9 protein-coding genes and 1 tRNA gene are annotated in these 12,882 nt (G+C 62.6%); 7 read left to right on the top strand and 3 right to left on the bottom strand.

Going from position 1 to position 12,882, the window contains the following annotated elements; all coding sequences use genetic code 11:
• Positions 1-7: 7 nt before the first annotated feature.
• On the bottom strand, positions 8-952 hold the full coding sequence (locus HPY44_10705) for a hypothetical protein (GenBank protein ID NSW56476.1): 945 nt from the start codon (positions 950-952) through the stop codon (positions 8-10).
• An 85-nt stretch (positions 953-1,037) separates the two neighbouring features.
• On the opposite strand from HPY44_10705, the gene HPY44_10700 reads away from it, so the two are divergent.
• Positions 1,038-2,384 (top strand): Gfo/Idh/MocA family oxidoreductase, encoded by a 1,347-nt coding sequence (locus HPY44_10700; GenBank protein NSW56475.1) that lies wholly within the window; start codon positions 1,038-1,040, stop codon positions 2,382-2,384.
• 110 nt (positions 2,385-2,494) lie between these two features.
• A complete protein-coding gene (locus tag HPY44_10695; GenBank protein NSW56474.1) occupies positions 2,495-5,845 on the top strand; it encodes a beta-galactosidase in 3,351 nt (1,116 codons plus the stop codon).
• A gap of 164 nt (positions 5,846-6,009) precedes the next feature.
• On the opposite strand, the gene HPY44_10690 is transcribed toward HPY44_10695, so the two are convergent.
• Positions 6,010-6,333, bottom strand: a complete 324-nt coding sequence (locus HPY44_10690) for an L-rhamnose mutarotase (GenBank protein ID NSW56473.1) — start codon at positions 6,331-6,333, stop codon at positions 6,010-6,012.
• 597 nt (positions 6,334-6,930) lie between these two features.
• On the opposite strand from HPY44_10690, the gene HPY44_10685 reads away from it, so the two are divergent.
• From HPY44_10685 to HPY44_10670, 4 genes are all read left to right on the top strand, one after another.
• Entirely contained in the window at positions 6,931-7,248 is a 318-nt protein-coding gene (locus HPY44_10685; GenBank protein ID NSW56472.1) for a DUF1232 domain-containing protein, read from the top strand.
• A 382-nt stretch (positions 7,249-7,630) separates the two neighbouring features.
• On the top strand, positions 7,631-8,368 hold the full coding sequence (locus tag HPY44_10680; GenBank protein ID NSW56471.1) for a hypothetical protein: 738 nt from the start codon (positions 7,631-7,633) through the stop codon (positions 8,366-8,368).
• 98 nt (positions 8,369-8,466) lie between these two features.
• Positions 8,467-8,553, top strand: a tRNA-Leu gene (locus HPY44_10675).
• A gap of 549 nt (positions 8,554-9,102) precedes the next feature.
• A complete protein-coding gene (locus HPY44_10670) occupies positions 9,103-10,266 on the top strand; it encodes a magnesium transporter CorA family protein (protein ID NSW56470.1) in 1,164 nt (387 codons plus the stop codon).
• Positions 10,267-10,305: 39 nt separating this feature from the next.
• Here the strand turns inward: HPY44_10670 and hflX are convergent, their stop codons facing one another.
• Positions 10,306-11,613, bottom strand: coding sequence for a GTPase HflX (hflX, locus tag HPY44_10665; protein NSW56469.1), 1,308 nt, complete (start codon positions 11,611-11,613; stop codon positions 10,306-10,308).
• Positions 11,614-11,804: 191 nt separating this feature from the next.
• Here hflX and HPY44_10660 point away from each other — a divergent pair, with 191 nt between their 5' ends.
• Positions 11,805-12,875 (top strand): shikimate dehydrogenase, encoded by a 1,071-nt coding sequence (locus tag HPY44_10660; protein ID NSW56468.1) that lies wholly within the window; start codon positions 11,805-11,807, stop codon positions 12,873-12,875.
• The last annotated feature ends 7 nt before the right edge of the window (positions 12,876-12,882 follow it).

Raw genomic sequence — 12,882 nt, 5'->3', positions numbered from 1 at the left:
TTGCGGGCTACGATCGCACAGAAAGCATCGCGGCGATCTCGCTCAGGAAGACTACGAACTCGGCGGTGTGATCCAGCCGCACCACGGTGTCGTCGCTGTGCGGGTTGCGCCACCAGCCCTCGTCGCTTTGTTCGGACACCAGGTAATCCCCCATGCTGCAGGCCGCATCTCGCGCCCGAACGTCTCCGAGGACCGCGTACAGCGTGGCGGCCGCAACTGCCGACTTTCCCGCGGTCGGATATGCGAAAGCATCCTCGGCGCAGTTCATCTGGAACAGCAATAAGCGCGTGGCGGTGTCGAGGGCATCCTCGCTACCGGTGGCGAGATACAGGCGGATGCAGAACAGGGCGGCGATACCCGGGCAGTAGTACGCCTGCGCAGGCTGATCTGCATCCACGAATGGCCCGTCAAGCTTCAGTTCGCCCTCGGGGTCTGTCTGGAAATAGAACCGCCGGGCGTCCGGCTGCTGCTCCAGCATGCTCCGCAGAAACCGGCCTGCTTTCTCAGCAGCATCCACGTGTCCCATGTACAGCGCTGTCATCCCACCCCAGGCTGAGCAGACCGGCTCGATCACCGCATTGATCTCGGGCCACTGGAAGAACCCGCCGCAGGGCGCCTGGCATCCGAGGATGAAGCGCATCACCGGCATCGAGATGTCGAACCGGCCCATGCGATGGGCGCCTTGACAGAGCCAGTTGGTCTTGTAGAGCGCCAGACCCGCGTCGAAATGGTGCAGACGGCCGCCCTCACGCAGGTCATTGCGTTTCACCCACTCCAGCAGCCGGTTCGCCGCCGCCGGATGCCCCGTAAGGAGCAGTGCCTGAGGCGCCTTGTGGTACACATCGGCCTGCAGGTTCTCGCGGATGAAGGAGCCATCCGCATTCTGCATGGACAGCAGGTAGTCGGCCCCACGTGCGGCGGCGTCGAGGTACTGACGGATGCGGTCTTGCATGCCCAGGGCTCCCGGTGGTCGGTCTGTGAATGCACTCTGCGTCCCTGTGCCCAATTCCCCTGCGGGCGCGCGGGTTCCTCCATGCATGCGCCGCGCGTCTGCCTTCGCCGTCTGTGTGGCGCGGGCTCATGCCGCGCCGGTCGTCTGCCTCTACCCGCGTGGGCCGGGCGTCTCGCCCGCCGCCGTCCGTGTCCAGCGTCCAAACCGGAGACTGTTGTCCTGCAGGCCGCAACGCCCACCGCTATGGTCTACCTGTGCGTGGTGGGCAGGTACTTTTATACTGCCGGCGAAATGTGCGGGCGTTCCAGGAGGATGGGCGTGCATCGCCCCCTCGAATAGGCGAAAGGAAGGATCGTTTGTGACTCAACTGAGGGTCGGAGTCATCGGCACCGGACGGAAAAAGGAACGGGGAGATGCCATGGGCTATGCCATGGCCTACCAGCACGCGAATGCCTTCAAGCAACTGGACAACTGCACCATGGTTGCTTGCGCGGACATCGTGGAAGAGAACGCCAGGGCCTTCGCGGATACCTACGATATCCCCGGCGTGTACCTGGATTACCGCGAGATGCTGGCCAATGAGAAGCTGGACATCGTGAGCGTCTGCACCTGGATGCACCTGCACGAGCCCATGGTGCTTGACGCGATCAACGCGGGCGTCAAAGCGATTCACTGCGAGAAGCCCATGGCTGACACCTGGGGCGGCGCCAAGCGCATGGCCGCGGCGGCGAAAGAGAAAGGCGTCCAGCTAACCTTCAACCACCAGCGTCGCTATGGCGAGCCCTTCATGATCGCCAAGCAGATGCTGGACGAGGGCGCAATCGGCGATCTGTGGCGGCTGGAATGCGGCGCCGGGAACCTGTATGACACCGGCACCCACTTCATCGACATGTTCAGCTTCTTCCTGGGCGATGGCGTGCCCGCGAAGTGGGTCATCTGCCAGGTTGACTATCGCACCGAGAATCTGGTCTTCGGCTCGCACAATGAGAACCAGCAGGTGATGCTCACCGAGTACCAGAATGGTGTCTTCGGCCTGGTGATGACCGGCAAGCCGGGGGATGCCAACCCGGTAGGCTGCGTGGACCGGCTCATCGGCAGCGAGGGTGTGATCGACGTGGGGGTGGTCAATGGCCCGCCAATTCGCTACAAGCTTTCAGGGGAGAAGGACTGGACCGTGCCGGACACCGGTGGCGCCAGCATCCACGGGCCGAACTTCATCGAGCGCGCCATCGCGGATGTGGTGGACTGTCTCGTGAATGGCCGCAAGTGCCAGCTTGATGCGGAAAACGCGCTGGTTGCCACGGAGATCATCTTCGGGGCTTATGAGTCCAGCCGGCGCCGGGGCCGCGTAGACTTCCCGCTGGACATCGAAGACAACCCGCTGGCCGCGATGGTAGAGAGCGGAGACCTGAAGCCTGCGAAAGCAGGGTAAGCAGGAGCTCTCCCGGTGGCGGAAGCAGAGTCCTGCAGGCGCCGCCGCGCTGGTTGCCGGCGGCGCCTGGCGCATGCGAAGAGACCGGTGGCTCGAGAAAGGATGACACCATGCGACACTCAGTCTCGCTGATTCTTGTCCTCATCTCTCTGTGGCTGCCCGCGCTGGCCCAGCAGGAGGCGAAGGCTCCGGTGCAACTGGCCGAGTCCTATCTGAGCCCGTATGCAGGCGAAGACGCAACCGGCGATCATGTAGTGGCCCTCTGGCAGTTCGATGGCGACGAGGCCGCCAAAGACCTCTCTGGGCACGGACATGACCTCCGACTGCAGGGCGCCAAGTTCTCGCCCGACGGCCGGTTCGGTGGGGCGCTCGAAACTTTCGCGGGCTGGCCCGTGGAAGATGCCCCTCACCGGGCTAGCGCCAAAGCCCACCCGGACCTCACCCCCCGCGGCGCGTTCACGGTGGAAATGTGGATCAAGCCCAAGCCCGAGATGAAGGGCTATCCGGAGTCTTTTCTCCTGGACAACCGCTATGTGGACAAGACCGGTATGCAGCTGGTGTTGAACCCCGAATCAGGCGCTCTGCGGAACCTGAGGATGGAGCTGGGCTTCGGCGCTGATACCGAGGTCTTCGTCAGCGACCGCGCGCCTTTCGAGGTGGATATCTGGACCCATATTGCCTTCACCTATGACGGAGCGGGTACCGGCAGCTTCTTCATCAACGGCAGTCTTGCCGGGACACGCACCGCGCCCGGCCGCAAGGATGTAGCCCCCGGTGTGAAGGACCTGATGATCGGCGATCGTGTGGGCAGCTATTACCACGGTTTCCCCGGCTTCATAGACCAGGTGCGCATCTGCAAGGGCAAGCTGGAGTTCCGCCCGGCTGCGTTTTCGGTTCCCGTGCAGCGCAAGGTTTTCGTGCGCATGGAACCGGAAGCCACGATCTCGCTGGATATCACCAATAAGCTGCGGGCGTCCGTCAGCGGCGCGACAGCGGTGTTCCAGATTACGGGAATGCCGCCGCAAGTTGTGGCACTGCCCGACCTGGGCCCCGGCGAGACCTACCGGGCTTCGTGCAGGCTGGACACCACGCTCCGCCCCGATGACTATGATCTCGTGGCGACAATACAGATGCCCTCCGATCCGCCTTTCACCGCTACTGAACGTTTCCTGCTCACCATCGTACCGCGCAAGTTGCCGAACACCATGCCTGTCCTCATGTGGGGCGCGGGGCTCAAGGAGATCGACCGTCTGAGAGACATTGGTTTCACCCATGCCATCGGCCTGGGCGCGGACAATAAAGCGATCTGGGAAGCGAAGAGACCGACGCGATCCACCAGCGAGAAGGGGGTGGCGGACCAGATCGAGGCCATGGACAATGCGCTGCGCAACGGCATTTTCTGCACTGCCAGCTTGTCTCCCGGCCGCTGGGCACGGGAACTCGAAGAGTACGCCCGGGTGAAACGCGACGGCCAGCCCACGGGCAAGGAGCATGACGTCTGCGCCAGTGACCCGGCGATCCGTGAGTTCTGCTACAACGTGGGCGCGTCCGTGGCGCAGACCTTCGGCGACCACCCCGACCTGGATTCCGCGCTGATCCACACGGAGGTGCGCGGTGAGACCCAGGTCTGTTTCCACGAGCATGACCGGGAGGCGTTCCGCAAGTTCGCCGGGTATGAGATCCCCGAGAAGGTGACCTCCGCACGCGGCGTGTCATACCAGGAGATCGACGACTTCCCGGCGGATCGCGTGATCCCCGACGATTTTCCGCTGTATGTCTACTACCGTTGGTTCTGGGCCAAGGGCGACGGGTGGAACGACTTGCACACCGCCGTCCATGAGGGCCTGAAATCCACGGGCCGCAATGACTTGTGGACTTTTCACGACCCGGCGGTGCGTTGTCCCAGTGTGTACGGGAGCGGCGGGAATGTCGACTACCTGGCGCACTGGACCTACTCGTACCCGGACCCGATCCGCATCGGGCTGTGCACCGACGAACTGCTCTGCATGGCCGGTGGCGCAACCCGCCCCGATCAGCAGGTCATGAAGATGACACAGGTGATCTGGTACCGCAGCCAAACTGCCCCGGAGCCGGGCGAGGAAGCAAAGGTCCAGACCGCGGACTTTGCCGACCAGGATGTGAAGCCCCGGGGTACCGGATCGGTGGACGCATCGGGCCGCTACGTAGCCGAATGGGAGCGACGCATTCCGGATGCCCGGTTCATCACCATAGCGCCGATGCACTTGCGCGAAGCGTTCTGGGCGAAGATTTCGCGGCCGATCAAGGGCATCATGTACCACGGTTGGCAGTCGCTGGTGGACTGCGAAGATCAGCACGGCTCGTACCGGTATACTCACCCGGAGACGAAACATGAACTGCGGAGGCTTGTGGATACGGTGGTCAAGCCGCTGGGGCCCTCCCTGGTTCAGATCCCGGACAGGCCCTCGGACGTAGCGTTCCTGGAGAGTTTCGCATCCCAGACCTTCGCCCGCAGAGGCACCTGGGGCTGGAATGGCGGCTGGGCAGGGGACGCCTATCTGATCCTGCACTACGCCGGGCTGCAGCCGCAGGTCATCTATGATGAGACAGTGCAGCAGAAGGGGCTGGATGGCTTCAAGGTGCTGGTTCTCGTGGACTGCGATGTGCTTCTTCAGTCGGTGGTGGAGAAGATCAAGGCATTCCAGGCGGCCGGGGGTATCGTTATCGGCGACGAGAACCTTTGTCCTGCGATTCAACCTGACATTCTCCTGCAGAGCTATCAGCGGCCCAAAGAGGCCGACATCGCCCGGGCGAAATTGATCAAAGCCGCGGAGAGCCTGTGGGCCGAGCTCGCCCCTCATTACACCCGGTACGTTTCGTCCTCGGACCCCAGCGTCATCACCCGGGTCCGCGCCTACGGGTCCACCGACTACCTCTTCGCGATCAATGATCTGCGGGAGTTCGGGGATTACGTGGGGCATCATGGGCTAGTCATGGAAAACGGCCTGCCGGTCGGCGCCACGCTGGTGATGGAGCGATCCGGCGGACATGTCTACGACCTGGTGCGGCACAGGGAAGTTCGGCAGTCGGGCGCAGGCGACAAGGTCAGCCTGGATGTCGCCTTTGGTCCCTGCGAAGGCCGCCTGTTTATGGTGTCATCGCGGCCGGTGGCTGGGGTAAAGGTTGAGACGCCCGAGACCGCTGTTCCCGGCGAAACTATCACCATAAAATCGGCCGTCGTCGATCCCGACGGCAACCCGATGGATGCGGTCGTTCCGGTAGAAGTGGAGATCCTTGATCCCCACGGCCGACCGGCCGAGATGTCGGGCCACTATGGGGCCAAGGATGGTGTCGTGGAGATCAAGGCGACCATCGCGGCCAATGACGTGCCGGGACTGTGGCGCGTGCACGTGACGGAGTTGGCCTCGGGAATCGAAGCGGACGGGTACTTCCGCGTGCAGGCAACCGCATCGGATGAGTAGGGGAACGCTCTGGGGACACGGCACCGGGTTCGGGTGTGGCTGGAATCCGGTGCCGGTCCTCCAAGGCGCGGACGGCGTCGATCGGGACGATCGACCTACGCGAGTTTCGGAGTGCCTCGCGTAGGCCGACTGTCCTGGTCGGCAGCACATCAAGGCCCGGGGCATCAATCCGTGTGGAAGACTTCTTCCATCGGCGCCCACCATTCCCCCTCGGATCGGGTCGGCACCGGGTTCTGGCAGGGCATGCACAGTTCCCACCACTTCTGGGTCGTCGGGTCGGCCGCCATCTTGGCCATGTCGGCCTCGTAGTCCTCACCGATGTACTCAAAGTAGCTGAACAGCAGGCCGTCGCGATGGTATATAGAGTAATTACGGATATTGCAGTCACGGATCATCGCCAGAACTTCAGGCCAGACCGCAGCGTGCAACTTCTTGTATTCCTCGAGCTTCTCGGGACGGACACCGATCACCATTCCATAGCGTGTCATGAGCGCGCTCCCTTTCTCCCGTCGGAGAGGTCCTGAGCAGATGACCGGGAGTTTCCTCACACGACGCCCTATCCCCTGCAGCCCGCTCTGACCGGGCAAAGGCAGTTGCCGTCGTGCCCCTCGCTTGCCTGCCTGTGGTCTTCGCGCTGTCCGCCCTGCCACTGGCCGCTGATGCCCCGGAGCCCCAGGTCCTGACCGCTGAGGACACGGTGCCCGTCCGCGTGCTGCCTCTGGGGCCGTGCAACCTAGACAACTCCGAGGGCGATTTCGTCCGCATCCCGCGCGGCCAAGGTCTGCCCCGCGAGCAGCGCAATATGATTTGGGACGATCCAGCAGGGTGGTGGTGCTTTGCAAGACCGTCTATGGCACCTTGGCCGGGGCGCAGTCGGGGCACTGCGCCGGGAACGCGAGGGTGGTGCGCCTGAATCTAGCGTCCATAGCGCGCGCTGATATTGACCGGTCCTGCGGTGCGTGGGCAGTGAAGTGCCCGGGCTCTGTTGGGGGAGCGACATCCAGCCGGGTGGCTCGAGTGTGGTTGCTTGACGCCCCCCGCGGGGTATCCTAAACTTGACGCAGATTATGGAGGCGGTGCCCTGAATGTCCTTTTTCGGCAGCCGGCCCGGTATGAACCGGAAATTCAGCCAGTTCCACTACCTGATGCACGCCCCCAACTTCATCCGCCTGTTCCTGCGCCTTTATGGCGACCGGCGGGTGTGGTTCCTGCCCAAGCTGATCCTGGGGATCGGGGTGTTGTACGCCTTGTGGCCCCTGGATGCCATACCCGGCTTCCCGCTGGTGGGCTTGGGCTATCTGGACGACATACTGGTCCTGTACCTGACGGCGAAGCTGTTCATTCGTCTGTGCCCGCCGAATGTGGTGCAGGAGCACGTCCAGCTCATCGATCAGGGCGCGTAGATACGGCACCACGTCGAGCCGTGCGAAATCAGGCGGGGAAGCGTCCGGAACCCACCGGCGCTTCCCCGTTCGCGATTCATCAGGGCGGTCAGGCGGTCTTCTTCGCGCCCGATGCTGGATGTTGGCAACGGTGCCCATCCCCATGATGGCGATGAACCAGTGAGGCGAGAACCACTGATGAACTGACGGTCGGCGATTGAGCAGGTATCCGCGGTCGTCACGGTGGCGGTTTCCCCGGCTTGTCACAAGATTATCGGCGGCAGCAATCCGGCCACGGGGAAAGGAACCGTCTTGCACCCAATCGCGTTCTTTTCGTGGGGCGTGCAGGGCGCGGCAAAGCTGCCCTGCATGCGGAAGTCACGATGGGGAGAACTGACCAGCAATGTCATCCGGCAAGAACGCTAACGAAGTAGAGAAGAAAGAAGCAGTGGAGGAACAGGCCAAGACTGCCACCGACAGGAGGAAGCGCACCGCAACTATCGCCTGCGCGGGCTGCATGATTGCTTTCGTAATCGCGGCGGTCGCGGGCATCATCGCAGCAACCGTCTGGGACAACAAGGACTCCCGGCTCTATCAAGGCAAGCCTCTGCCTAAGAACGTGGGGTATATCGGCCGGTGGGTGAGTGACGGGACGATCGCGGCCCGCATTGATACCTTCGTGGTAGCAGGCGACCGTCTCGCCTGCGACTTCGCGATCCGTAACGACTCGAAACAGGACGTGACGGTGCAGGCCATCGGACGCACCGTGATAGGCCAGCTTGGCAGCCACTGGTTGACACAGTCGAAGATCCCACTGAGCATGAACGCCGACGATCAGCCAATGCTGGTTACGGACGACAAGAATACCCTCGGGCTGCAGCCCGGTATGCCGCCGATCAAGCTGGTGGAGAACGAGAACCCGCCTCCGCCCGAGCCGATCACCCTGAAACCGGGAGAGATGAAGCGCTTCAAATACCGGCCGGCCGCCCACCAGTTGCTCATGCCTGCGGCCGCTCTGAGGCTTGCAGTTCAGCTGGATGACGGCTCCGAGCCCCGCGCGTTCTATTTCCTGCGGATGTCTTCGGGAATCGGCGCGTGGTTCGAGGGTGGTGCGGAGAAGATCATGCGAGGAGCTCGGTAACGCGGGCCGTGTGTCGGCTTCCCGCTGCAGGAATCCGAACGTCTTTTTCGCTTGACAACCGTGTGGTAGCGTGTAGAATACACGTCCACAACCCAATAGCCCAGGTGGTGGAATTGGTAGACACGCTGTCCTCAGGAGGCAGTGAGCGCACGCTCGTGCCGGTTCGAGTCCGGCCCTGGGCACCAACCACGAGAAAAAGCGACGCCGAGCGGCGTCGCTTTTCTGATTCCTGTGGCCGCGCCCCGGGGGTGTCTATGGGACAGCCAGTAGCGCGTTCCCGATCTGCCTGCCCGAGGATGTGATGACACGCCCTTGCCCCCTAGGCCGATGCCCCGCCGTCCAGGTTCATCGCATCCCGCAAGACCCATGGGCCTTGTCCGTGTCCGAGATTCATTGACAGAGTCCCAAGAAGAGAGTACTATGCCCCAGACGCATCGACCGTCCGCTGTGCCACTGATGGCCGAGTACGCTGTTGTGTGACGGCGGCTCGCTATCGCGCCAGGTATAGCTCTGCTGTGAAGGTGTGTTGAGCAGAACAATGAGTGATTATCACAGTACGCGATCGGGCTTGTCCGGTGCCTGCCTTCCCTCGGGCTCGCCATATCCCACTCTTGTCTCCCCCGCGTAGCCGCAGCGCCGCGCGTGCGTAGACCAGGTCCCGGTGATATGGCCGGGACCATTTGGTTTGGGCAGGCCTCCGCCGGTCCAGTAACACAAAGGAGGCCTCTGTCCCCATGCGCACCCAGTTCCGCTACCGCCTCGGTGAGTACCGTCTTGTCCCGCCCGATGATCCGGAAGCCGAGATCATTGTGGTGGTCGCACCCTCCGACGAGGAGTGTGCCGAATTGACCGAAGAGTTCCTCATCGATGAACACACTCTCCAGTCCGCACTGGACCCCGATGAGACCGCTCGCCTGGAGTTCGAGCCGACGCATGTCGCGGTGATCGTGAAGCGGCCCCACGCGTTCTCCGATGGCGACGAAACCCAGTTCCGGGTCACGTCGATCGGTGCGTTCCTCTTCGCGGAACGCCTCATCATACTCCAGCGCGATGAGACTTCCCTCTCGATTCCGCGCCGCCGCGGGAATACGTGTGGTTCCCTGGCCGGAGTGCTGCTTGAGGTCATCTACCGTTCGATCCTGCAATTCAGCGCAGATGTGAAGCAGATCCAGCGGGTCTCCGAGCGAATCGAGCAACGTATCGAGTATTCGCTCGAGAACCGCGCGCTGTCAGCGATGTTCAACTTGCAGAAGGGTCTGGTGTACTACCGGAGTGCTCTCCAGTCGAACCAGGCGCTTCTGGGACGTTTGCGCATCCACGCGGACCGCATTGGCCTCGACGAAAGTGAGCGGGAGTTTCTCGATGACATCATCGTTGAGAACGAACAATGCCTGAAGCTGGTGGTGATGTACTCGGACATTCTCACCGGGATGTCCGACGCCCGCGTCTCGATTATCAGCAATAACCTCAATATCATCATGAAGAAGCTGACCGTCCTCAGCATCATCTTCATGCCGCTGAACATCATCGCTTCCATCTTCGGAATGTCGGAGTGGTCTGCGATCACCCAGAACGTGCCCTGGACCATCTCGTACAGCCTGTTCTCGGTGGGGCTGGTGATAGTGGGGTACGTTACATGGCTGTTTGTCCGCAACATTGGCATCGAGGAGGCCCCGGGTAGGTGGGTTTGGCATGCCCCCAGGGGCCTTCGCACTTCCCTGTGGAGTGCTGTCGGATCCAGGCTTGGATCCGTGGTCAAACGCGTCGTTGCGCAATCCGCGACAGCGACACCGCAAGTGTGGCTCACGGACAAGACCGAGGGACTGGATGCTACGGCTGATGCAGAGGGAGACGCCAAAGAAGACCGAGACCAGCCCTCGCATGGCAAGAGGGGATAGCGAGGGCTGATGCTGATAGCTCATTTGCAACCGGCGCGGCTACCGGTCGGTGCTGACCACGTATTGCCGCAGGCGCGCCAGCGTTGGCTCATCCACCTCGGCGTCGGCGGCAACGTAGTCGGGCTTGTATCGGGTCTCCAGCAGGCGCCCGTTGCGTCGCGTGAGTTCCAGCAGTTGCAGTTCCGAATAGGGAAGATGCAGTCGGATCGGGATTAGCTTCGTTGGCAGCATCACCCGGACACGCTCGCGCAGCTGGTCAAGCCCCTCGCCTGTGACGGCTGATACCGGCACCGCTTCCGTGAAGTTTCCCAGCAGCTCCGACTGCCTGCCTGGATCCGTCACCGTGTCCCACTTGTTCAGCGCGATAAGCATTGGCTTTTCGTGTGCGCCCAGTTCGAAGAGCACCTCGCGCGTGGCGAGGTTTTCGGTCTCTGCCCACGGGTCGCCAGCATCGATGACCTGGATCAGGAGGTCGGCCTCCAGAGTCTCCTCCAGGGTCGCCCTGAAAGCCTCAATCAGTTCCTCGGGCAGATTCCGGATGAACCCAACCGTATCGGCAACGAGGGCGCTGCGATTGTCGCCCAGGTCTACATTGCGCACGGTGGTATCAAGGGTCTCGAACAGCCGGTCGTTTGCGCGGACTTCTTCGGACCCACAGAGTGCATTGAGCAGCGATGACTTGCCGGCGTTGGTGTACCCCACCAGGCTGACAAGCGGCAGGTTGCTCTCCCGGCGCTTCTCGCGCTCCACATCCCGGTGCTCAGCCAGTTCCGCCAGCCGCGCGCGTATCGTCATGATCCGCTGACGTAGACGCCGTCGGTCGGTTTCGAGCTTCGTCTCACCCGGCCCACGCACTCCAACTCCGCCGGACCCGCCGCGAGCGGTAATCCGGTCCATCATCTTGCCCCGGCCGGTAAGTCGCGGGAGCATGTATGATAGTTGCGCCAATTCGACCTGCAGCTTGCCGATGCGCGTGCGTGCATGCTGGGCGAAAATATCGAGAATTAGCTCGGTGCGGTCGAGAATCTTGCACTCGAAGGTGTCCACCAGGTTCCGGATCTGCGCAGGGGTAAGCTCGCCGTCGAAGAGGATGATCTCGGCGCCGTGGGATGCCACGACGGCCCGCAATTCCTCGAGTTTCCCTTTGCCGATAAAATGCTGCAGGTGAGGTGTGGTACGGTTCTGAATCACCACATCCACCGGCGCAGCGCCTGCGGCCCGCGCCAGGCCGATGAGTTCCTGCATGCTCCGGCGGCCTTCTCCGCGCATTCGGCTGATGCCCACGAGCACCGCCTTCTCGCGCTCCATTCCCGGCTCGCGTTCCAGCCCTACATAGATATCGGACATTCACCACACTCCATCGTCATCTGCATCTCGCCGTCATCAGGAGTATAGAACCCCATGCTTGCGCTGGCAAGGCGACGGGGCGTTGATGGGAAGGCGTGGCATCGTTGCGCCTTCTGCTGTTCGCTGGTATACTGGCCCAAGCCCGGGCATCCGGGCTATATTCGCCCGCCGCGTCGTCAGGAGACTATCCATTGGCTCGTTTCGCGTTCATCATGCATCCATTGAGCGTCGCCGACGTCGCCAGGAAATACCCGGCGGCGGCGCTGATTCCGGGGCGTATTACTGAGAGCCTGCTGACGCTCATGCGTCCGAGGGCTGTTAGTGAGATCAGGGGCATCCAGTCACTCACCGGCGCAAGCACCGAGGGCTGGTTCGTGGGACTGTACATGACGGCAAACCAGCTCAAAACGGGCGATCCGGCCAAGGCCACAAAGCGCATCATCGAAGCCGGAAAGGTCGCCCAGGACCTTGGCGCCGGGATAGTCGGGTTAGGGGCTTTCACTTCGGTTGTGGGTGACGCGGGTTACTCAGTTGCCGAAGCACTGGACATTGGCGTAACCACAGGCAACAGCTACACGGTGGCCACGGCGCTGCAGGGAGCTATCGAGGCGGCGGCGCTCCTGGAGCATGACCCCGGCCAATGTACCGCCGCGATCCTGGGCGCAACCGGCTCCATCGGCCGAGTCTCAGCGAAGATCCTGGGGCCTCGGGTGCGCGAGATTGTGCTCAATGCGCGCTCACGGGAGCCCCTCGAAGAGCTCGCGGCGGAGCTTGCTGCGGGGGGTGTGAATGCCCGGGTCGAGACAGATGTGGCTGCCGCCCTTCGAGATGCCGAGATCACGATCGCAGTCACATCGGCAGTGGAAGCAGTGGTGCAGCCCGAAATGCTCCGGCCCGGCTCCGTGGTGTGCGACGTTGCTCGACCCCGGGACGTCTCGCGGCATGTTGCGGAGAAACGCCCGGACGTGCTGGTGATTGAGGGAGGGGCGGTGGCGGTGCCCGGTAATGTGGAGTTCAACCTGAACTTCGGCTTCCCGCCCGGCCTCTCGTACGCCTGCATGGCCGAGACAATGATCCTGGCTCTTGAGGATCGCTGCGAGGACTATTCCTTGGGTCGCGATATCAGGATCGAGCAGGTCCAGGAGATCTCCGGCCTTGCGGTGAAGCACGGTTTCAAGCTCGCAGGGTTCCGTTCGTTCGAGCGCAAAGTGAGCCAGGAATACATCGACCGGGTGCGCGCGGCCGCCGAAGCCAATCGCTGACCCGTCT

The organism is Armatimonadota bacterium (assembly GCA_013314775.1).
Classification (GTDB): domain Bacteria; phylum Armatimonadota; class Zipacnadia; order Zipacnadales; family JABUFB01; genus JABUFB01.
This window is presented reverse-complemented; position numbering and strand designations above follow the sequence as displayed.

Bases quoted from the DNA above. Each gene is read 5' to 3' on its own strand.
- HPY44_10705 (NSW56476.1), bottom strand. From the start codon at position 952: ATGCAAGACCGCATCCGTCAGTACCTCGACGCCGCCGCACGTGGGGCC.
- HPY44_10700 (NSW56475.1), top strand. From the start codon at position 1,038: ATGCGCCGCGCGTCTGCCTTCGCCGTCTGTGTGGCGCGGGCTCATGCC.
- HPY44_10695 (NSW56474.1), top strand. From the start codon at position 2,495: ATGCGACACTCAGTCTCGCTGATTCTTGTCCTCATCTCTCTGTGGCTG.
- HPY44_10690 (NSW56473.1), bottom strand. From the start codon at position 6,333: ATGACACGCTATGGAATGGTGATCGGTGTCCGTCCCGAGAAGCTCGAG.
- HPY44_10685 (NSW56472.1), top strand. From the start codon at position 6,931: ATGTCCTTTTTCGGCAGCCGGCCCGGTATGAACCGGAAATTCAGCCAG.
- HPY44_10680 (NSW56471.1), top strand. From the start codon at position 7,631: ATGTCATCCGGCAAGAACGCTAACGAAGTAGAGAAGAAAGAAGCAGTG.
- HPY44_10670 (NSW56470.1), top strand. From the start codon at position 9,103: ATGCGCACCCAGTTCCGCTACCGCCTCGGTGAGTACCGTCTTGTCCCG.
- hflX (NSW56469.1), bottom strand. From the start codon at position 11,613: ATGTCCGATATCTATGTAGGGCTGGAACGCGAGCCGGGAATGGAGCGC.